The organism is Eubacterium sp. MSJ-33 (assembly GCF_022174665.1).
Lineage (GTDB): Bacteria > Bacillota > Clostridia > Lachnospirales > Lachnospiraceae > Coprococcus_C.
This window is the reverse complement of record NZ_CP076562.1, coordinates 1,776,953-1,798,930: the sequence shown is the minus strand read 5'-3', so window position 1 is coordinate 1,798,930 and position 21,978 is coordinate 1,776,953. Positions and strand designations below refer to the sequence as shown.

The window sequence follows — 21,978 nt, the reverse complement described above, 5'->3', positions numbered from 1 at the left end:
TATGAGTAAAGTAATATATACCAAATTTAATTCTACAAGAAAAACAGAGTTTCAATTAAAGACCAGTATTGTTGATGGAGATGATGGCAGATATGTCGTTAAAAGTCCGTTGAATAAGAAAGCTCAAAAACATCTGGATAATATTGGTGTGAATTATAATCGGTTAAAAGATTACTATAAGGACATAAAGCCTGTTCCGTATGAAGCTTGCGAAGAAGGAATTGCGTTCCCTTTTGTTGAAGGGAAGACATTTATGTCTGATATTGACTTTGAAAACGATGATATTAATATTATAAAAGAAAAAATAGCAAATGACTTAAAAGAAATATTAAATATAAATCAGATTTATGAAAAGAACTTTGAAATTACAAGTGAATTTAAAAGCATATTTCCGGGATGCAATCCCAAAGAAGAAAAAGCTTATAGCCGTGCTAATGTAGATTCTACTTTGAGCAATTTTATCCGAACAGATGATGCTATATGGTGTATAGATTATGAATGGATATTTGACTTTGATATTCCTGTAAAATATATAGTATATCGATGCCTGTTTTATCTGTATATGGAGCATATTGATGAGTTGAAAAAGAAAATTGAATTAAATGATTTTCTTTCCGGCTTTGAAATCGGAGATTTGGAATTGTATGAAAAAATGGAAACATGTTTTCAAGAGTATGTGCATGGTGAAAAGAGAAGATATATATATACAAAAAATTATCTCAAAAGAATGGATTCGTTTGAATATCTTTTAAACAAAGAAAGAGAGACAGTAGAATTAACAAAGGAGATAGGATTAAAGGAGAATCATATAGTTAATTTGGAAAAGAAAATAACCGAATTAACGAAAGAGATAGAGTTAAAGGAAAATCATATAACTAATATTGAAGAACAAAATTCACAATTAAAAACGATTGTCGAACGTTGCAATTACGATATTGAAATAAAGGACAGGCATATAGGCAAGTTACATCGGATGATCAAAAACCCTTTATATGCAGCATATGTTGCAGGGAATAAGATAAAGGAAAGAGTGGAAGACAAGACCGGTAAACACGTGCAAAATGAGAAGATACGTGCGGAATATAAGGAAAAATACAAGTCTGTTATAGAAGCGCCGAATGATGATTATGATATGTTGATAAAAAAACGGGAATCACAGGAAAGCTATGATGAAAAATTCGATTATAATCCAAAGATTTCTGTTATCGTTCCGGTTTATAATGTATTGGACAAGCACCTTATTCCATGCATCGAATCAGTTGTTGGACAGAAATATACGAATTGGGAGTTGTGCCTGGCAGATGATTGTTCAACATGGGATAGTGTAAGGGAGACCTTACATAGATATGAAAACAATGAGAAAATAAAAATTGTATATAGAAAGGAAAACGGACATATTTCTTTGTGTTCAAACTCCGCATTAGAGGTCGCGACGGGAGAGTATATTGCCTTTTTGGACTGTGATGATGTATTACGACCAAATGCATTATACGAGATGGTGAAGGTCTTAAATAAGGATCCGAATCTGGACTTCATATATAGTGATGAAGATAAAATATATGATGATGGCGGTACGAGACATATGCCACATTTTAAACCGGATTGGTCTCCGGATACAATGATGTCTCACATGTACACATGCCATTTCGGGTTGTACAGAAAATCTATTGCGGATGAAATAGGCGGACTGAGACAAGGATTCGAAGGTGCGCAGGATTATGATTTTGTACTTAGATTTACCGAAAAGACAAAAAAAATAGCGCATATCGCCAAGATTTTATATCATTGGAGAGAACGAGCAGAATCAACATCAGGAAACGCTGATGCTAAACCGTATGTGATCGAAGCGGCAAGAAAGAGTAAGGAGGAAGCTCTTGAAAGAAGGGGGCTTGTAGCAGAACTTGAGTATGTAGATATAATGCATCAATTTCTTGTTAATTATAAATGTACAACGAATCCTAAAATAAGCATTATTATTCCTTCTAAGGACAATTATAAAATATTGGAACGATGTGTTAAAACATTAGTAGATTTAACATCTTATCAGAATTATGAGATTATAATTGTTGATAATGGAAGTAATGATGAAAACAAAGGTAAATATGCAGAATTGTGCAAAAAGAATAGTGCAAAATACATCTATGAAAAAATGGAATTTAATTTTTCTAAGATGTGCAATCGGGGTGTAGAAAATGCTTCGGGAGAGTACTATTTATTCCTGAATGATGACATAGAAATAATTAGTAATGAATGGCTTGAAAGAATGCTTGGACAAGCGATGCTGCCACATTCCGGTGCAGTCGGTGCAAAGCTTTTATATCCAAACTCAACGAAAATTCAGCATGATGGCATTATTAATATTGAGAACGGTCCTTGTCATGCATTTCTAGGGTATGATGATAAAAATATATATTATTTTGGAAGAAATAGACTTACTTATAATTATGTAGCTGTTACGGCGGCGTGTCTTCTGATTCGTGCAGATAAATTTAATCAGATTGGTGGATTTGATGAGGATTTACGAGTAGCTTATAATGATGTTGATCTATGTTTTAAACTGGTAGAAGCCGGATATTACAACACTGTTAGAAATGATGTTATTTTGTATCATCATGAATCTTTGAGTAGAGGAGACGATACCGCGAATAAAGAGAAGATGGAACGGCTCATGCGGGAACAGGCGAGACTGTATGAAAAACACAAAAAATTAGCAAAATATGATCCGTTTTATAATATCAATCTTACACAGAATGCAATAGATTTTTCTTTAAACAGGTCCAATAGCGAAGTGTTGTGTAATGAAGTCAAAAAAAGTATGAAGGAATATAAATTGTCCGGATCAATTATAGGAAATATTGATGATGTTATAGCGGGAGAATATATTATGCTAAAAGGATGGTTTATTAATTCGGACAGTAATAAAAACAATGAAGCAACGCGTAGACTGATCCTTGAAAATAATACAGGTGCATATGTTATTTCGACTACACCGGAGTATAGAAATGATGTAGGGGATGCTATGTCCGAAAGACCGGATGTTGACTTTTGTGGATTTGTGTGCAATATAAAAAAGGAACACATCAACAAAGGTATGTACAATGTATATTTCGTGTGGAATAATCAAAAATGGTTTTCGGGAACACAGATAAGGGTGTAGAGCGAAAACAAACTACAGGAAGGAATAAACCTATGAAAAGCATAGAAGTAAAAAATAAAATAAAACAAATATTTTTTTGGGTATGTGTGTGCGTAGTTTATTTCATTATGCAACTGAGTTTCTTAAATGATGTGTGGTTTGATACCGATGAACTAGACATAATGGTAATAGGCCGTGATATAGTTCGGGGATTGCGTTTGTATAAGGATGCTTTTTCACAGCATATGCCATTTTCTTATTACTTAAGTGCGTTTTTTAATTTGCTTGGGGCCAATACAGTAATACAGCAGCGGATAGCATTTTACATCTTTTTTGCAATTATGTGGACTGTTATAGCATATATATATTCAGAACACATGAACAAGTATGTTTTGTTCATATATCCGATTATACATTGTTCGTTAATTCAGACGTATGATTTTGGAACACAGATATTATCTGAGCATTTAGCTGGTATTGGTGCTGTGATATTAATATTGGAATATCTGGAATTTATTAATACAAGGCAATTAAAGACCAGAAGTTGTGTGATGATATCTTTGGCTGTTGTTTTAACATTTGGTACTATCTTTGTTGCCATCTTCCCTGTTTTCTTTATTGCATTAGGAGTGTTGTTAATAGAAATCAAATGGGAAATGGAAGAAAAAAAGCCCATAAAAGAATGGCTGCAGACAATGCTGAAAAGATATATCAAGTTATTTTTGATAGTTGCAATACCTTGGATTTTATTGCTTATACAGTTAATAATTACACATACTATAGGTGAATTTATATATGGTGCGTATACAATTAACCGGGGGATATATCCGAAATATATTAGCGGTTTTGGAGGAAGTGTGTTAACTTCTCTGGTACAGCCGGTGCAAGTGTTATTTGAAACTATCTTTAACTTATTAAACAGTCAGGGGATGTTATATGCGTTATGGGTGCAAATAATCTTTTTAATATGCGTATTCTTTTTCATATATAAGATATATGAAGAGAAAGGTATATTGGTTGCTTTAACCATTTATATCTATGTTAGTTCGCTGGCAGAAAGAGGTGTTTTCAATTTTCATGCAACACAATTTGTGGAAGTTGGAGCATTGATAATTGCATATGTATTATGTGTATTTGGATATAAAAGTAAAGAAAAATTCAGCCATATAGGATCATTAAAACAAATAATCCTTATATCTGTCACGGCCGTTTTGGTGAGTGGTTATTTTAAGGGGATAACTAAATTGACAATGGTTGATTTTACGGAACCAACAAATGCAACATCTGAAGTTATTAAAGAAATTACGGAGCATGATGAGAGTATCTGGTCGTTTGTGTTCTGTAATGATATTATTATGATGTCAGACAGAACTGCAGTTGGTGCAACAGTGACGACTCCTTGGACATGGGAAGGATATGGAAAGACGCAATTTGATGCTTTAAAAGACAATCCCCCAAGAGTTGCTTATTATAACGATGGCTTTGAGTTATGGGGATATTTGCAAGCTGATTATGCACCTGATGCAATCGAATATCTGAAAGCTAATTACACACAGTTGCCTGATGTAGGTGGTGTATATGTGCGAAATGACTATTATGAGGAAGCTGTTAGAATGATAGAAGGCGGTTATTGATATATGGATAAGATGAAAAAAGATTCGGCTGGTATCATTCCCTATATAGCATCTTTAGTGATGGTTATATTATGGACTGTATTATACCAAAAGATTATAATAGGACGATTACAAGGACCAATAGGTAACTTGGCGTATTATGTAAGTATATTTTTAGTTTTTTCAGGAACTTATTTGATGTTAGTATGTTTGACGAAGCGAACATTATATACAAACAAGACAAAAAAACGAAATATATGGGTTTGTGTATGTGCGCTTGGGGTAATTATAACATTCATTGTTTTTTTCTTTTTTGAAAAAAAGATGTTTGATGCTGGCACGTATTATATGCCGTGGCATAGTAACCATAGCGAGGAAGTTATTTTTTGTGGATTTGTAGTAATATTAGGGATATTTATATATTTCAATAGAAAAAAAGTATTGATACAACAATCAACAAAGGGAATAATATTAATATATGTTGGTTTTGCTCTGGCTTGTGCATATGCGATATATACACCTAATTTCCTAAGTAGCCTATATAATACACATCATATACATGCATATTTTAATAGTGTATATAGGGTTGTTCAGGGAGGTGCATATAGTGATATAAATCTTGGTATATATGGATTTTATGGAATCATATTGGCACCATTCGTAAAGCTTCTGGGCGGAACGTATTTTTCGTTTGTTATTGCGCTTTCAATATTGACATTTTTTTCGATAGGATGTTTCTTTTATACTGTTCATACAGTGGTGGAAAGTTCGCTGTTAAGAATATTATGTTGTTTTGGAATATCTTTTGGATACATTGCTTTGCAAGGTGGAATATATTATCAGCATTTTCCGCACAGACATATATTTCCCGGAATTTTATTAGGATTTATGTGCCTAACTCAAAAAAAGAAAAAGATAAGAAAATATGGATGGATAATATGCATTTTATCTATTGTTTGGAATTTTGAAACAGGAATAGCGTGTACACTCGGATATATAGGATTTGAGATAATAAATCATATTGAAATTGATGGACATACATGGATAAAAACAATAATCGGAGAATTTTTGATGCTGCCTATATGTGTTTTTGGAGCTTTTGGTGTTGTAAATATTTACAATGCGTTGGTTGGTGGGAATGTTTTAACATTTAAAACTTTTTTATTTCCGTTTATTGGTGCTAATCAATATATGGATGCTATCAATACGAAACTGGAAATGTTCCCAAGTTTATGGATGATTGTATGTATAATATTATTTATAGTAATTGCGGTTATTATTAATGCTTTAATTTATAAAAAGAAAGAAAAAAAACTGGGCATTATTGCAGGAGCGGCGATTACGGTCATTATCCAGACCACATATTATATAAATCGAACAGCATATGGGAATTTAGCAATTACATTACCTATTATAACTATTTTAATAGCATTTATGGTAGAATACTTTTTACGAGAGGAAGAGCGGTTTAAAGATAATATTTCCAATGCGTGTAGGGGAGTAGTAGCTGTTGCTATGGCAACAATTTTGGTGATAATTGGATGTATAAGTGTTAGTCGGTATTATATATTAGAAGAACAAAGGAATCCAAATAGAGATAAAACAACAATTGGCGAAATGATTTCTGCAGTTAAACAAAATGTTCCCAATGGTACAATGGGCGTAGGCATGGGAGTACCAGAGATATATAGCTGTATGGGATGGGATACAAGAATATATCCAATTGATTTTTCTGATTTTGATGCATTGACTGTGGATAAACAAAAAGAAGTTGCAGAAAAAATGGCAAATCAAGAGACGCTATTTGTAGAACAAGAAAGCTTGGATAAAGTGATTCAATCAAATCCGGAAATTATGGGAGATTTCTATAATAGCTATGATGGTATGTTAATATATCAAACAGATTATATTCAGTTTTATTATTACACTAAGAAATGAAATAGAGTAGAACACGATGGAGGGATAAGGTGAAAGTTGTAATTTTAGCAGGAGGATTCGGTACACGTATCTCTGAAGAGTCTGAATACAAACCAAAGCCGATGATTGAAATAGGGGGCAAACCTATTTTGTGGCATATTATGAAGGAATATTCGTATTATGGATACAATGAATTTGTGATTTGTGCCGGGTACAAGCAGCACATTATTAAAGAATGGTTTGCTGATTATTTTCTGCATACATCGGATATTACATTTGATTTTACACAGGGGAATAAAATGATTGTTCATAATCAGCATTCAGAACCGTGGAAAGTGACAGTTGTGGATACGGGTTTGAATACTATGACCGGAGGTAGAATTAAGCGGGTTCAGCCGTATATAGGCAATGAACCATTTATGATGACTTATGGTGATGGTGTATGTGATGTGGATATCAATAAGTTGGTTGAATTTCACAAGCAGCATGGGAAGACCGCAACACTTACATCGGTTTTGCTGGAACAGGCGAAGGGTGTATTGGATATTGGCGGAGACAATGCAGTACATTCTTTCCGCGAGAAGAGCGCTACAGATGGTGCGCCAATCAATGCCGGGTACATGGTATTGAATCCGGAGATCTTCGATTATATCGAAGGGGATGATACCGTGTTTGAGAAAACACCTCTGGAGAGACTTGCAGCAGAAGGACAACTGATGTCGTATTCGCATACCGGTTTTTGGCAGTGTATGGATACAAAGCGGGAAAAAGATATATTGGAACAATTATTGGCAAAAGATAAAGCGCCGTGGAAAAAATGGGAGGACTAATCATGTTCGAAAACAAGACTGAAGAACAGGCAAAGAAAGAAATTTTAAGTATGGTAGCAGAGTATTGTGATACATTTCACAATCAGAAAAAGCCGTTCAAGCCGGGAGATCGTATCACCTATGCGTCACGTGTGTATGACCATAAGGAGATGTGCAACCTGGTGGATTCTGCGTTGGAATTTTGGCTTACATCCGGTCGTTATACAGCAGAATTTGAAAAGAAATTTGCAGATTATTTGGGAGTGAAGTATTGCTCCCTTGTGAATTCTGGATCATCTGCCAATCTGAATGCGTTTATGGCGCTTACATCCCCGCTTTTAGGAGAAAGACAGGTAAGACCCGGGGATGAGATGATTACAGTTGCAGCAGGTTTCCCTACAACCGTAACACCTGCGATTCAGTATGGTGTTGTACCTGTATTTATTGATGTCACAATTCCACAGTATAATATGGATGTAGCACAGCTAGAGGCAGCTTTATCACCGAAGACAAAAGTTGTTATGGCGGCGCATACACTTGGAAACCCGTTTGATTTAAAGGCAGTGAAGGAATTTTGTGATAAACATAATTTGTGGTTGATTGAGGATAACTGCGATGCACTTGGAACTATATATACTTTAGATGGAGAAGATAAATTCTCAGGTACAATCGGCGACATTGGAACGTCTTCATTTTATCCGCCGCATCATATGACGATGGGTGAAGGTGGAGCTGTATATACGAATAATCCATTGCTTCATAAGTGTATTCGTTCTTTCCGTGACTGGGGAAGAGATTGTATCTGTGCATCCGGACAGGATAATCTGTGCGGACATCGTTTTGATCGTCAGTATGGTGAACTTCCACTTGGGTATGATCATAAATATGTATATTCACATTTTGGATATAATCTGAAAGCAACAGATATGCAGGCATCTATTGGATGTGCGCAGATTGTAAAATTCCCCGGTTTTGTAGAGAAGAGAAGACATAATTTTGACCGATTAAAGAATGCGCTTGCAGGATGTGAAGATAAGCTGATTCTACCTGAGCCATGTGAGAATTCAAAACCGAGCTGGTTTGGATTTTTGATTACTTGTAAAGAAGGAATTGATAGAAAAGATGTTGTATCCTATATTGAGGGACATGGCATTCAGACAAGAATGTTATTTGCAGGAAACCTGACAAAGCATCCTTGTTTTGACCAGATGCGTGCGTCCGGACAAGGGTATCGAATCGTAGGCGACTTGAAGAACACAGACCGTATTATGAATGATACGTTCTGGGTTGGTGTATATCCGGGTATGACAGATGAGATGATTGATTATATGGCTCAGATTATTCGTGAGTCGGTTGGCATGTAGGAGGAGTCATCATGAAGCAGAGATTAGCAGATTATGTTGCAGATTTTTTGGTGGCACATGGTGTAACGGATTGTTTCAGCGTTGTAGGTGGTGGAGCCATGCACTTAAATGATGCCCTTGGGCACAAAGAAGGGTTAAAGGTTACTTACAACCATCATGAGCAGGCTTGTGCGATTGCGGCAGAGGCATATGCGCGTCTGGATAATCGTATAGCAGCGGTATGTGTGACAACAGGACCCGGAGGTACGAACGCTTTGACAGGTGTTGTAGGAGGATGGCTGGATTCTATTCCGATGTTCATCATCAGCGGACAGGTGCGTTATGATACAACCGCAAGATATGCATTGCAGTATACAGAAACTCCGCTTCGTGCAATGGGTGACCAGGAGTATGATATTGTGAAATCTGTAGAGCATATGACAAAATATGCAGTGATGATAGAAGATCCAAAGCAGATTCGATACGCTTTGGAGAAAGCGTGGCATCTGGCTACAACCGGAAGACCGGGACCTGTATGGATTGATATTCCGGTAAATTATCAGGGTGGATATATCGAGACCGACGAACTGACCGGTTATGATCCGCAGGAGGATGATGCAAATCTTCCGCCAGCAGTGGATGAGGATACAATACAGACAGTAATAGAGAAAATCAAGAATGCCAAGAGACCAGTGTTCCATGCAGGGTATGGAATTCGCTTGTCTGGCGGTTATGAGAAATTCCGCGAAGTCGCAGAAAAATTGAATATTCCAATCGTAACATATTGGAATGCGGTAGATCTGATAGAAGATGATAATCCGCTGTATTGTGGACGAGCCGGAAATATGGGAGATCGTCCGGGAAACTGGGCAATCCAGAATGCCGATCTGATTTTAGCAATAGGAACGAGAATTTCTATTCGACAGGTAGGCTATAACTGGAAGACATGGGCACGTGAAGCAGAAGTTATCATGGTAGATGTTGATCAGGCGGAGCTGAAAAAGCCAACACTTCATGTTGAGATGCCGATATGGGCAGATGCGAAGGATTTCCTTACGAAGCTGGATGCAGAACTCCCATCGAAGCTTCGTAAGACAGATGATTGGAATGAAACATGTGAACGGTGGAAGAAAGAATATCCGGCAGTTCTGCCAAGACAGTGGGAAGAAAATGGTGAGACCGCGAATGTATATGCTTTTGTACGGTATCTGAGTAGTCAGCTTCCTGAGAACAGCCTGACAGCTGTATCAAATGGCGCCTGCTGTGTAGTCGGAAATCAGGCATATGTAATTCAGAAGGGGAGCCGTATGGCGAACAACAGTGCAATCGCCAGTATGGGATATGGACTTCCCGCAGCAATCGGAACCTGTATTGGTGGTGGACGCAGGACAACGATCTGCTTGGAAGGGGATGGAAGTATTATGATGAATCTTCAGGAATTACAGACTGTTCTTACGAATAAACTTCCAATTAAATTGTTTTTGATTAATAACAGTGGATATCATTCTATCCGGCTGACACAGAATAATTTATTCCATGACCATTGCAAGGTTGGTATTGGGGAGGAGTCCGGAGATTTGTCGTTCCCGGATTTCGAGAAGATAGCGGAAGCATTTGGCTATCCATATTATAGTGCGCATAGCAATGCGGAGATGAAGCAGGCGGTTGATACAGTTTTAAAGACGGATGGACCGGTATTTTGTGAGATATTTACAGATACAAAGCAGGTTTGGGAACCAAAGAGCAGTACAAAACGACTTGAAGATGGTACTTTGGTCAGCCCGCCGCTTGAAGATCTGGCCCCATTTTTACCAAGGGAGGAACTCAAGAAACAGATGTTTATTCCTTTGGTGGATGAAGAATAATCGCAATCAGGTAGGAGAGAAGCATGGGACACGTTTATTTATTGGATTGTACATTACGTGATGGCGGATATGTGAATGACTGGCGGTTCGGAAGAGACACCATCAAAGGATTCGGTCATAAACTTGCAAAGACAGGTGTTGAGATGTTTGAGGTTGGATTCCTGAAAGGAGACACCTTTGATGAAGACCGCGCTGTGTTTCCGGACTTTGAATCATTGAAAAAGATGATCAGTCCCAAAGATAAGAAAATGCAGTATGTCGGTATGTTGGATATGAGTGCTCCGCTTCCGAAGGAACGGATACCAAAATGTGACGGAAGCTGCCTGGATATTATCCGGATTATATTCAAGAAAGATAAGATAGAGCAGGCCTATGATTATTGCCGGTATGTACAGAATCTGGGATATAAAATCTCAGTGAATTTTGTAGGGACGGATATGTATTCCGATGTGGAATTTGTGGAAGGAATTCAGAAGTTTAATACACTTGATCCTTTTGCGATGGCGATAGTGGATAGTTTTGGGCTCATTAAGCGGAAACATTTTCTGCGTCTGGTTTATCTGGCAGATAATAATATGGCACCGGACGTTACACTTGGCTACCATGCGCATAATAATCTGCAACAGGCATTTGGAAATGCAGAGGCATTGGTTGAGATGAATCTGAAGCGGGATTTGTGCATCGACGCCTGTGTATTTGGTATGGGACGAGGTGCGGGAAACCTGAATCTCGAGTTGTTTGCGGAGTATATGAATGAGAATTATGATACAAAATACCGGATTGAACCAATGCTGGAGATCATGGATGAGTATCTGAATGATATATACCAGAAACGATTCTGGGGATATTCACTTCCACTGTATTTGTCTGCAAGTGCGGGGTGTCATCCGAATTATGCAATCTATCTTGCGGAGAAAGATACGTTATCTGTAAAGGCGTTCAACGAATTGTTAAATGGAATTCCGATTGCGGATAAGGCGAAGTTCTCGAAGGAAAAGGCAGAGAGATATTATCGTGAATATCAGGAGAACTTTATTGATGACAGGGTTACTTTGTCGAAGCTGGCATTGGAGCTTACCGGAAAAGAGATATTAATTCTTGGCCCCGGCAGGAGTTTGATGGATAACAAGGGACAGATCGATGAGTATGTAAAAGAGAAGAAACCAATTGTTATTGCATTGAATTTTGATGGGGGAAATCTGAATCCGGATTATATCTTTAGCAGCAATATGCGAAGATATGCGAAGATTCAGGGAAAAACATCTGCTAAGTGCATTATTACTTCCAACATGAAGGAGTATAGTGAAGCGGATTATATAGTGAATTTTTCAAGTTATGCATCCAAGGATATTGAAATCATAGATAATTCCGGAGTTATGCTTTTGAAACTGCTTATTGATCTGGGCGCGAAGCATGTTGCAATTGCAGGCATGGATGGATATTCCAGACACCAAAGTGTCAACTATTATGACAGTAATCTGGAATATGATTTTTCGAGCGTGGCAGACAAGAGAAATCATTTGATCGCCAAGGAACTGTGCGCGATAAACAAAGTGATGAAAATACAGTTTTTGACACCATCGATTTACGAGAAAATGATGGAGGATTAGAGAATGGGAAAAGTTGTAACATTTGGAGAGATCATGCTGCGCCTGGCACCAAACGGTTATTACAGATTTTTTCAGCAGGATCAGATGCAGGCAACGTTCGGCGGAGGTGAGGCGAATGTTGCGGTTTCTCTTGCAAACTTTGGCGAAGAGTCTGTGTATGTGACGAAGCTGCCGGAACATGCGATTGGACAGGCTGCAGTGAATGAGCTGCGGTCTTTCGGTGTGGATACGTCAAGAATTGTACGCGGTGGTAATCGAATCGGGATTTATTACCTGGAAAAAGGTGCAAGCCAGAGAGGCAGTGTATGCATCTATGACCGGGCAGGTTCATCGATTGCGGAGGCGGAGCCGGGGGATTTTGACTGGGATGTAATCTTTGAAGGTGCTGACTGGTTCCATTTTACGGGGATCACACCGGCGTTAGGAGGAAACCTGATAGAAATCTGCAAGCAGGCATGTATTGCTGCAAAAAAGAAGGGGATTAAGATATCCTGTGATCTAAATTATCGTGGAAAGTTATGGAGCCGTGAGATGGCAGGAACCGTAATGGAAGATCTGTGCCAGTATGTAGATGTGTGTATTGCAAATGAAGAAGATGCAAAAGATGTATTCGGAATATGCGCAGATGGCTCAGATATTACACGGGGCAGATTAAATAAAGAAGGTTATGTGTCGGTTGCAAAACAGTTGAAAGAACGGTTTTGTTTTGACAAGGTTGCAATCACGCTTCGTACTTCATTATCCGCAAGTGACAATAATTGGGCAGCTATGTTATATGACGGAGCGCAGGCGTACTTCTCAAAAGAGTATCATCTGCATATTGTTGATCGTGTTGGTGGAGGAGATAGTTTCGGCGCAGGTTTAATCTATTCGTTGTTAAACGGAAAGGCTATGCAGGATGTAATTGAATTTGCCGTAGCAGCTTCCGCACTAAAGCATTCAATCGAAGGCGATTTTAATCGTGTGACGGTTGCGGAAGTTGAGAAGCTGGTGGGTGGAGATGCGTCAGGAAGAGTACAAAGATAGGTGATAACATATGAAACGAGTGGCAGTAACAGGAGTCACAGGGGCAATCGGTATTGCATTAATAGAAAAATGCATAGAGGAAAATGTAGAAGTTCTTGCGTTCGTGCATAAGAATTCCAAGAGAAATAATCGGATTCCAAAGCATGAGCTCGTGCATCTGATCGATTGTGATTTGAGTGAATTGGGTGATATAAATACTGATAACATACAGGCGTGTGATGTCTTCTATCATCTGGGCTGGGCAGCTACGATGGGCGCAGGCAGGAATGATATGCAGATGCAGTTAAAAAATGTTCAATATACACTGGATGCGGTTAAACTGGCTCATCGGTTGGGATGCAACATGTTCGTGGGAGTTGGATCACAGGCGGAGTATGGACGGTATGAAGGAAAGTTAAATGAACAAACACCTGTATTTCCGGAGAATGGATATGGAATAGCAAAGTTATGTGCCGGGCAGATGAGTCGGATTTTGTGTGAACAGCTTGCGATGAGGCCGGTGTGGGTTCGAGTGTTGAGCGTATATGGGCCATATGATAATGAGAATTCCATGATATCATCAACCATAAAAAGCTTGCTTCAGGGTCACAGACCGGCACTCACGGCTGGTGAACAACAGTGGGATTATCTATATTCTAAGGATGCTGCTGAAGCATTATATCTAGTTGGAGTTAGCGAGAAAGCAATTGGGGTTTATTGCCTTGGAGGTGGTAAGGCACAACCGCTTCGACAATATGTTGAGACGATGCGGGATCAGGTAGATCCAAATCAGGAACTTGGATTCGGAGAAATACCATATGCAGATAAGCAGGTCATGTATCTATGCGCAGATATAGACAGATTATATAAAGATACAAAATTTCAACCCAAGACCTCTTTTGAAGAGGGAATTGGTAAAACAATAGAATGGATGAAAAAGGGGTTATCCTATGAAGAAGCTTAGTGTTATGATTCCTTGTTATAATGAGGAAGACAATGTAAGAGAAATCTGTAAAGCGGTGATTGACGAAATAACAAAGTCTTTGCCGGGATATGATTATGAAATTTTGTTTATAGATAATGATTCTAAAGACAAGACGCGAATATATTTGCGGGAGATGTGTCAAAAAAATAAAAAAGTGCGTGCAATTTTTAATGCCAAAAATTTTGGACAGTTCAACTCTCCTTATTATGGTATGTGCCATACAACCGGAGATTGTACGATCTGCCTGTGTTGTGATTTTCAGGATCCGGTTGAAATGATTCCCCAACTTGTCAAGGAATGGGAGAATGGTGCGAAAATTGTCTGTGCGATTAAGACAACCAGTAAAGAAAATAAAATCATGCGATTCCTAAGAACCTGTTATTATAAAATGATTAAAAAGCTTTCTGATGTGGAGCAGATTGAGCATTTTACAGGCTTTGGACTGTATGACAAGAGTTTTATAGATGTCTTGAAGAATTTAGATGATTCGACCCCTTTTCTGCGTGGAATTGTAGCGGAACTCGGATATAAACGGGTGGACATACCATATGAACAACAGAAACGAAAGGCCGGAAAGACACATAACAACTGGGCGACTTTGTATGATGCGGCGATGCTTAGTTTCACATCTTATACGAAAGCCGGATTGCGAATTGCCACAATTATGGGATTTGTTATGTCGGGGTTAAGTCTGGTGGTTGCTCTTGTGTATTTGATATTGAAACTGGTCAACTGGGATAGTTTTTCTGCTGGTACAGCACCGATATTGCTGGCAGTATGTGTGTTGGGATCGGTACAGTTGTTTTTCATAGGCTTAATGGGAGAGTATGTGCTTAGTATCAATAAACGTATGATGCATAGACCGTTAGTCATAGAGGAAGAACGATTGAATTTTGATGAAGAAAGTGAAGGAGAAAAAAATGCTTGATCAAACATTTTATAGAGGGAAAAAGGTACTTGTTACAGGACATACAGGATTTAAAGGAACGTGGATGTGTAAGCTGCTTATCATGATGGGGGCAGAAGTGACAGGGTATGCACTGCCCGCACCAACAGAACCAAGCTTATTTGAACTTTGTAAAGTTGGTGATGGGATGAATTCTGTAGAGGGAGATATTCGGGATCTGGATCATCTGATGGAAGTGTTTGAAGAAACGCAGCCGGAGATTGTAATTCATATGGCAGCGCAGCCAATCGTCAGGGAATCTTATAAGAATCCGGTATATACTTATGAGACGAATGTGATGGGAACGGTGAATGTCTTAGAATGTATCAGAAAGACTCCTTCTGTTCGGTCGTTTGTGAATGTAACAACAGACAAGGTGTATTTGAACAGAGAATGGCAGTGGGGATATCGCGAAAATGAAGAATTAAATGGATATGATCCATATTCAAACTCAAAATCCTGTTCGGAATTGGTTACAAGCAGCTATAAAAATTCCTTTTTTGGTGGAGAAACCGGTAAAATGGAAGATGGACGTGAAATCGCCATAACAACCTGCCGGGCAGGAAATGTTATAGGCGGAGGTGATTTTGCAAAGGATAGAATCATACCGGATTGCATTAGAGCGGTAGCTGCTGAGAAAAAAATCATTGTCCGAAATCCATTTTCTACCAGGCCATATCAGCATGTATTGGAACCGGTTGTAACATATCTGATGATTGCGCAGGAACAATATAAAGATATTTCCCTGGCAGGAAGCTACAATGTTGGACCGGATGATGAGGATTGTTGGACAACGGGTGATTTGGTGGACCTGTTCTGTAAAACATGGAATGAAAATAATACAGATGGTACATATACAGCAGAATGGATAAATCAGTATGATGGTGGCCCACATGAGGCTAACTTTTTGAAACTGGATTGCTCAAAGATAAAATCAGTATTTAATTGGAAACCAACCTGGCATATGCAAGAAACTATGGAAAAGATTGTAGAATGGTCGGAAGAATATATGCATGGTGGGGATGTTTCTGCTTGTATGAAGAAGCAAATAGAAGAATTTATAAATTAATGAGTTATTCTATGTTTTTTGAAAAAAATAGGGTAAAATACAAGAGGCTAAATTAATGGTTCAGACAAAGGAAAGAATACAGAATTTCATATTGTTTTTTTCAGATCTGATATGTACAGTTGTATCTTTCTATGTTGCAGGATATATATGGCTATGGTGTTATAAAGGTTTTGATGGTGCATTTGCCATGAATCAGATGCGGGATAATACACTGACTATATTTGTGTCATATATTCTGCTTGCAATTATAGATACAGATTCAGATGATTTCACGGGACGCGGATATCTGCTCGAACTGAAGTCCGTGGTAAAAAAAGAAATCTTCTATGCGTGTATTATTGCAATCTACGAGCTGCTTCGTAGAAAAGATGAGCTGTTTCCGCGAGGTGTATATGTTATTACCTTTGTATTTGCCATTATCACAATATATGTTACCAGAATTGTGATAAAGAGAATGCTGATTAATCACAACAAAAGTGCAAATGCAATCCGAATGCTGGTCATCACAAGAAGTGACAGGGCAGAGCGAGATTTGGCACTGAAAAAAGACGAGTCTGATTGGATGCGCCGTCTGGATGCATTTATAATTATAGATCAAAATATGGTAGGCCAGAATATAGATGGTGTACCGGTTGTTGCTTCGGCTGAAACGATGATGGAATACATCAGATTGGGTGTCGCAGACGAAGTATATATTGATATTGATTATGAAAAGGTCGAAAGCCTGCGCCCTTTAATCATGGAATTAGAGGATATGGGAATAACCGTACATATCAGAATTGATTTGCTTGACACGTTCTCTGACTTTGACGTAGCTCTTGGTACGTTGGGTGGAAGTACTGTTGCTACATTTGCGCATCGTCTGTTTGCATATAAAAAATTGTTTGTAAAACGTGCAGCAGATATCGTAGGTGGATTGGTTGGCCTTTGCATTATGCTGATTTGCCTGCCATTTGTTGCTATTGCGATAAAGATTGATTCCCCGGGACCGGTATTTTTCAAACAGCGCCGAGTTGGTAAAGGTGGCAGATATTTCAACATTTATAAATTCCGTTCTATGTATATGGATGCAGAAGATCGAAAGAAAGATCTGAAAGCAGAAAATGAAATGCAGGGGCCTATGTTTAAAATCACAAATGATCAGCGTATTACAAGAGTTGGAAGCTTTTTGCGAAAGACGAGTATTGATGAACTGCCACAGTTTATCAATGTGCTGAAAGGAGATATGAGTCTGGTTGGAACCAGGCCTCCAACGATTGATGAATTCAAACAATATGCTGGACATCACAGGAGAAGACTGACCATGAAACCGGGAATAACCGGAATGTGGCAGGCGTATGGAAGAAATACCGTGACAGATTTTGAAGATGTTGTTAAGATGGATTTGCAGTATATAGATAACTGGAGTTTGACTTTAGATATAAAGATTCTTTTTAAAACGGTGATTACAGTTTTTAAAGAGGGCGGAAGATAAGGGTATCGATATGATATTAATTGAATTTATCAAAATTATAATCATTATGGTTGCTATGCCATTGGCTTTAGGATATGTAATATTTGAATCATACCAATTTAAATTAAATAAGAATGATGTATTGTCAGATATATGTTATATTTTTATTTGTGGGCAAGTGGTTATGTGGGCAGCTTTTCAACTAGTTGCTGTTCCGCTTATAATAGCCAAAAGTCGATTGATTGTAGTGACTATATTATGGATATCTTTAATAGTTATTGCGTTGGTGGCAGGGTATATGTATTTGCGTAAAAAAAAATCGGAACGTCGATTTTTAAATGCGCGGGTAATGAGACATGCAAACAAACAAGATACAATTTGCTTTGTGATAATGATGTTGGTTGCATTGGCAATCGTAGGATATCAATGTTATAAATATATATTCTGTATGCATATAGATAACGATGATTCCAGATTTGTGGTGAACGCAGTTGATGCATATGAATATGGAACCATGTTTCTTACCAATCCGGCAAATGGTAATTATATGGGCGCTTGGGTAGGAGAGTTAACAAAGGATGTAAGTTCCCCATGGTCAATATATTTGGCAATGATAAGCAAATTGATAGGAATATATCCTACCGTTCTTGCACACACCGTGTATCCGCCGCTTCTCCTTGCCATGGGATATGCGTCGTATTATCTTATTGGACAATTATTATTTGGCGAAAAAATTAAATCAATTATGTTGGTAATTATTATAGCCGTATTAAACATGTCTTTTGGGCAGAGTGTATACAATCAGTCATATTTTACGATAGTAAGAATTTGGCAGGGAAAGGCTGTGGTAGCAGGCATGCTCATTCCATTTCTAACTTATCTATTGATAAAGCTATATAAGGATGAGGGATATGTGCGGGAATACATAGGTTTGATGCTGACGGGCATGGCTATGTGTTTGATGTCAGGAATGGGTATATTTTTCTCGGGAATTATGATTGGCGTAATGGGATTGTGGTTCACTGTTATAAAAAGAAGATGGAAAAAAATACCATATCTTGCATTAAGCTGCCTCCCGACAATTGTTTATGGATTATCTTATATGTTTATTAAGTAAGGAACAATTATGAGTATATGGATTACAGAGATATATAATTATATACAGCAATATTTTAATCATAGCCCTATCATCTATATGTATTTTGTTGGAATAATATATTTGTGCTTCAGAGGGGGAAAATTGAGACAGATGCTTGTGTATCCATCTGTTCTGTTGATGCTTGTGATTCTCAATCCATGGTTGTATGGACATGTGTGGCTCAAATTGATCAAGTATGCTTTCTGGAGAATGCTTTGGATGATACCGGTGATTCTAGTAATTGGAGTTGCTGTTGTTGATTTAGCATGCGTGGTAAAGCAACAATGGCTAAAATGTGCCATTGTTTTGGCGTGTGCAGGCTTGATTATGTTTAGTGGAGATAATATATATCGTCAGGAAGGGGTATATGTAAAAGCAGAAAATGCGCATAAACTGCCGCAGGCAGCGGTTGATATAACACATTGGATTTCAGAACGCGATGAGGATTCGACGATTCTTGCACCAGAAGAATTGTATTGTTATATCAGGCAATATGATGGACGTATAAAAATGCTTTATGGCAGAGATGCAGATACATATATATTGCCAATTGTGGATGCAGAGATGTTGGAACTTATTCAGATGGCGAGAACCGGAATTGGAGATCCGCAGAGATTTACGGAATTGGCTAGGCAGATGGGGGCAAACTATATTATACTTCCTACAGATAGTGGTTTGGGTATGCTTGATAATTATGGGTATAGTATGGTATGCTCTATGCACGGGTATTATATATATCAACAACAGTAAATGTAAAGATGTTTAAGAAATAAGATATTAGATTAAACGAAGGAGGATCAAATGAATATTATTTTATTATCTGGAGGAAGTGGAAAACGTTTGTGGCCACTATCCAATGATGTGCGAAGCAAACAGTTTGTAAAACTGTTTAAAGATGATAATGGGAATTATGAATCAATGGTACAGCGTGTGTATCGTCAGATTACAACCGTGGATGCGAAGGCAAAGGTAACGATCGCAACAAGTAAATCACAGGCAAGTGCTATTAAGAATCAGCTTGGGGAGAAAGCATCAATATGTGTGGAACCTTGCAGACGTGATACATTTCCTGCGATTGCGCTTGCAGCAACATATTTGTACGATGAACTGCATGTGTCACGAGAGGAGAGCGTAGCAGTCTGTCCGGTGGATCCATATGTAGAGAACAGCTATTATGAGGCTGTGCAAAAGATGGGTGAACTTGTTGAAACCGGAGCTGCAAATCTGACATTGATGGGAATAGAGCCCACTTATCCAAGTGAAAAATACGGTTACATTATTCCTCAAAGTGGGGATGATGTAAGTGGTGTGAAGGAATTTAAAGAAAAACCGGATACAGAGACTGCGAAGAAGTATATAGACCAAAGTGCTTTGTGGAATGGAGGCGTGTTCGCATTTCGACTGGGGTATTTGCTTGATAAAGCACATAGCATGATTGACTTTGTGGATTATAGAGATTTATATGCAAAATATGACACTTTGACAAAAATCAGCTTTGATTATGCAGTCGTAGAGAAAGAGAATAGTATTCAGGTACTCCGATATAATGGAGATTGGAAAGATGTCGGAACATGGAATATGATGGCAGAGGTTATGGCAGAGCCGACCAAGGGAAATGTGATTATGGATGAAACCTGTGAGAATACACAGGTTGTCAATGAGCTTTCAATTCCGATTATATGTATGGGCTGTAAGAATATGGTGATTGCTGCAAGCGGAGATGGAATTCTGGTATCTGATAAAGAACGCAGCGGACATATGAAACCATACGTTGAAAAATTGGATAATGTACCAATGTTTGAAGAAAAATCATGGGGCACATATGAGGTTATGGATGTCCAGACAGGATCAATGACAGTGAAGGTAACAATTCGTGCGGGCGAGAGTATGAGTTATCATAGCCATGATTACAGAAACGAAGTATGGACAGTTGTTAGAGGTACTGGTACCGCCTATGTGGAAGGGATGGAACAGGATCTTAAGGCTGGAGATGTTGTGACGATTGCAGCTGGCTGTAAGCATATGGTAACTGCGAAGACTGATATTAGTATGATTGAGGTACAGCTCGGTGAAGAGATCAGTGTCAGTGATAAGAAGAAATACGAGGTAGAATAGTATGGGAATCCTGAAGTTGAGACCGGTCGGTAAGGATTACCTGTGGGGAGGAAACCGGCTGAATACAGAATATAAGAAGAATATTCCATTATCTCCTCTTGCGGAGACATGGGAGTGTTCTGTGCATCCGGACGGTCCAAGTGTTGTTGTCGGTGGCGAGTACGATGGAAAAACTTTGGCCGATGTTCTGGATGAACATCCGGAATATATGGGAACGAAGATCCCGCAAGGACAGGAATTCCCGATTCTGGTGAAGTTTATTGATGCGAAGAAGGATCTCTCTGTGCAAGTACATCCGGATGATGCCTATGCACGGGAGTATGAACATCAGAATGGCAAGACAGAGATGTGGTATGTGCTCGATGCAGAACCGGGAGCACATCTTATATACGGATTCGAACATCCGGTAACAGAAGAGATCCTGCGTCAGGCAGTGGAAAAAGGAACACTTGATAAGCATCTGCATAAGCAGTATGTGGAGAAAGGCGATGTTGTGTTCGTGCCGGCAGGAACCGTACATGGAATCGGCGCTGGGATTCTGGTTGCGGAGATTCAGGAGAGCTCGAATGTCACATACAGAGTATATGATTATAACCGCGTGGATAAGAATGGAAAGAAGCGGGAACTACATTTTGACAAGGCGGTTCGTGTCATGAATATGGAGGCACTGACCGAGAAAAACGAACCGTCCCGTATGATACAGTACGAACCGGGATGCGCCAGGGAGATTCTGTGTATGTGCAAATATTTTGAGACGGAACGCATCCATGTGCAGCCAATCTGCGGGTTTGAGGTAAACGATGCATCGTTTCAGGTTATTCTGTGTCTGGAAGGACACGGTACGTTACGCGATAGCAACGGTAATCAGGAGTCTTTCGTGAAAGGCGATTGTCTGTTCCTGCTTGCAGGAAGTGGAAGATGCAGGATTCAGGGAAATACGGAAGTATTGAAGATTCGTTGTTAGAAGGGAAACA

16 protein-coding genes are annotated in these 21,978 nt (G+C 38.7%); all 16 read left to right on the top strand.

The features are described 5' to 3' along the window. Nucleotide 1: 1 nt before the first annotated feature. A complete protein-coding gene (locus KP625_RS08475) occupies nt 2–3,157 on the top strand; it encodes a glycosyltransferase family 2 protein (RefSeq protein ID WP_238297249.1) in 3,156 nt (1,051 codons plus the stop codon). A gap of 32 nt (nt 3,158–3,189) precedes the next feature. Next, nucleotides 3,190–4,770, top strand: coding sequence for a hypothetical protein (locus tag KP625_RS08470; RefSeq protein ID WP_238297248.1), 1,581 nt, complete (start codon nt 3,190–3,192; stop codon nt 4,768–4,770). A gap of 3 nt (nt 4,771–4,773) precedes the next feature. Continuing rightward, a complete protein-coding gene (locus KP625_RS08465) occupies nt 4,774–6,687 on the top strand; it encodes a hypothetical protein (RefSeq protein ID WP_238297247.1) in 1,914 nt (637 codons plus the stop codon). A gap of 29 nt (nt 6,688–6,716) precedes the next feature. Further along, nucleotides 6,717–7,496: a glucose-1-phosphate cytidylyltransferase gene (gene rfbF, locus KP625_RS08460; RefSeq protein WP_238297246.1), complete on the top strand. Its 780-nt coding sequence runs from the start codon at nt 6,717–6,719 to the stop codon at nt 7,494–7,496. Nucleotides 7,497–7,498: 2 nt separating this feature from the next. Beyond that, nucleotides 7,499–8,839, top strand: coding sequence for a lipopolysaccharide biosynthesis protein RfbH (gene rfbH, locus KP625_RS08455; protein WP_238297245.1), 1,341 nt, complete (start codon nt 7,499–7,501; stop codon nt 8,837–8,839). An 11-nt stretch (nt 8,840–8,850) separates the two neighbouring features. Next, on the top strand, nt 8,851–10,683 hold the full coding sequence (locus KP625_RS08450; RefSeq protein ID WP_238297244.1) for a thiamine pyrophosphate-binding protein: 1,833 nt from the start codon (nt 8,851–8,853) through the stop codon (nt 10,681–10,683). Between the two features lie 23 nt (nt 10,684–10,706). Next, complete coding sequence (locus KP625_RS08445; protein WP_238297243.1) at nt 10,707–12,293, top strand: aldolase catalytic domain-containing protein; 1,587 nt, start codon at nt 10,707–10,709, stop codon at nt 12,291–12,293. Nucleotides 12,294–12,296: 3 nt separating this feature from the next. Next, the gene (locus KP625_RS08440; protein ID WP_238297241.1) at nt 12,297–13,319 is read left to right on the top strand and encodes a sugar kinase; all 1,023 of its coding nucleotides are present in this window, start codon (nt 12,297–12,299) and stop codon (nt 13,317–13,319) included. A 10-nt stretch (nt 13,320–13,329) separates the two neighbouring features. After that, nucleotides 13,330–14,262 (top strand): NAD-dependent epimerase/dehydratase family protein, encoded by a 933-nt coding sequence (locus KP625_RS08435; RefSeq protein ID WP_238297239.1) that lies wholly within the window; start codon nt 13,330–13,332, stop codon nt 14,260–14,262. After that, the gene (locus tag KP625_RS08430) at nt 14,249–15,211 is read left to right on the top strand and encodes a glycosyltransferase family 2 protein (protein WP_238297237.1); all 963 of its coding nucleotides are present in this window, start codon (nt 14,249–14,251) and stop codon (nt 15,209–15,211) included. Before KP625_RS08435 ends, KP625_RS08430 begins: the two co-directional genes overlap by 14 nt. Continuing rightward, a complete protein-coding gene (gene rfbG, locus KP625_RS08425) occupies nt 15,204–16,298 on the top strand; it encodes a CDP-glucose 4,6-dehydratase (protein WP_238297236.1) in 1,095 nt (364 codons plus the stop codon). The genes KP625_RS08430 and rfbG overlap by 8 nt, the downstream gene beginning before the upstream one ends. A 55-nt stretch (nt 16,299–16,353) precedes the next feature. Further along, a complete protein-coding gene (locus tag KP625_RS08420) occupies nt 16,354–17,772 on the top strand; it encodes a sugar transferase (RefSeq protein WP_238297235.1) in 1,419 nt (472 codons plus the stop codon). Between the two features lie 10 nt (nt 17,773–17,782). Continuing rightward, nucleotides 17,783–18,868 (top strand): DUF6077 domain-containing protein, encoded by a 1,086-nt coding sequence (locus tag KP625_RS08415; protein WP_238297234.1) that lies wholly within the window; start codon nt 17,783–17,785, stop codon nt 18,866–18,868. A gap of 123 nt (nt 18,869–18,991) precedes the next feature. Further along, nucleotides 18,992–19,639, top strand: a complete 648-nt coding sequence (locus tag KP625_RS08410; protein ID WP_238297233.1) for a hypothetical protein — start codon at nt 18,992–18,994, stop codon at nt 19,637–19,639. 51 nt (nt 19,640–19,690) lie between these two features. Further along, on the top strand, nt 19,691–21,004 hold the full coding sequence (locus tag KP625_RS08405) for a sugar phosphate nucleotidyltransferase (RefSeq protein WP_238297232.1): 1,314 nt from the start codon (nt 19,691–19,693) through the stop codon (nt 21,002–21,004). Between the two features lies 1 nt (nt 21,005). After that, nucleotides 21,006–21,968, top strand: coding sequence for a type I phosphomannose isomerase catalytic subunit (locus KP625_RS08400; protein WP_238297231.1), 963 nt, complete (start codon nt 21,006–21,008; stop codon nt 21,966–21,968). The last annotated feature ends 10 nt before the right edge of the window (nt 21,969–21,978 follow it).

What these genes read in the sequence shown, in the direction of transcription:
- KP625_RS08465 (WP_238297247.1), top strand. Translation starts at nt 4,774, where the DNA reads ATGGATAAGATGAAAAAAGATTCGGCTGGTATCATTCCCTATATAGCA.
- KP625_RS08450 (WP_238297244.1), top strand. Translation starts at nt 8,851, where the DNA reads ATGAAGCAGAGATTAGCAGATTATGTTGCAGATTTTTTGGTGGCACAT.
- KP625_RS08445 (WP_238297243.1), top strand. Translation starts at nt 10,707, where the DNA reads ATGGGACACGTTTATTTATTGGATTGTACATTACGTGATGGCGGATAT.
- rfbH (WP_238297245.1), top strand. Translation starts at nt 7,499, where the DNA reads ATGTTCGAAAACAAGACTGAAGAACAGGCAAAGAAAGAAATTTTAAGT.
- KP625_RS08420 (WP_238297235.1), top strand. Translation starts at nt 16,354, where the DNA reads ATGGTTCAGACAAAGGAAAGAATACAGAATTTCATATTGTTTTTTTCA.
- KP625_RS08415 (WP_238297234.1), top strand. Translation starts at nt 17,783, where the DNA reads ATGATATTAATTGAATTTATCAAAATTATAATCATTATGGTTGCTATG.
- KP625_RS08435 (WP_238297239.1), top strand. Translation starts at nt 13,330, where the DNA reads ATGAAACGAGTGGCAGTAACAGGAGTCACAGGGGCAATCGGTATTGCA.
- KP625_RS08405 (WP_238297232.1), top strand. Translation starts at nt 19,691, where the DNA reads ATGAATATTATTTTATTATCTGGAGGAAGTGGAAAACGTTTGTGGCCA.
- rfbG (WP_238297236.1), top strand. Translation starts at nt 15,204, where the DNA reads ATGCTTGATCAAACATTTTATAGAGGGAAAAAGGTACTTGTTACAGGA.
- KP625_RS08475 (WP_238297249.1), top strand. Translation starts at nt 2, where the DNA reads ATGAGTAAAGTAATATATACCAAATTTAATTCTACAAGAAAAACAGAG.
- KP625_RS08400 (WP_238297231.1), top strand. Translation starts at nt 21,006, where the DNA reads ATGGGAATCCTGAAGTTGAGACCGGTCGGTAAGGATTACCTGTGGGGA.
- KP625_RS08440 (WP_238297241.1), top strand. Translation starts at nt 12,297, where the DNA reads ATGGGAAAAGTTGTAACATTTGGAGAGATCATGCTGCGCCTGGCACCA.
- KP625_RS08470 (WP_238297248.1), top strand. Translation starts at nt 3,190, where the DNA reads ATGAAAAGCATAGAAGTAAAAAATAAAATAAAACAAATATTTTTTTGG.
- KP625_RS08430 (WP_238297237.1), top strand. Translation starts at nt 14,249, where the DNA reads ATGAAGAAGCTTAGTGTTATGATTCCTTGTTATAATGAGGAAGACAAT.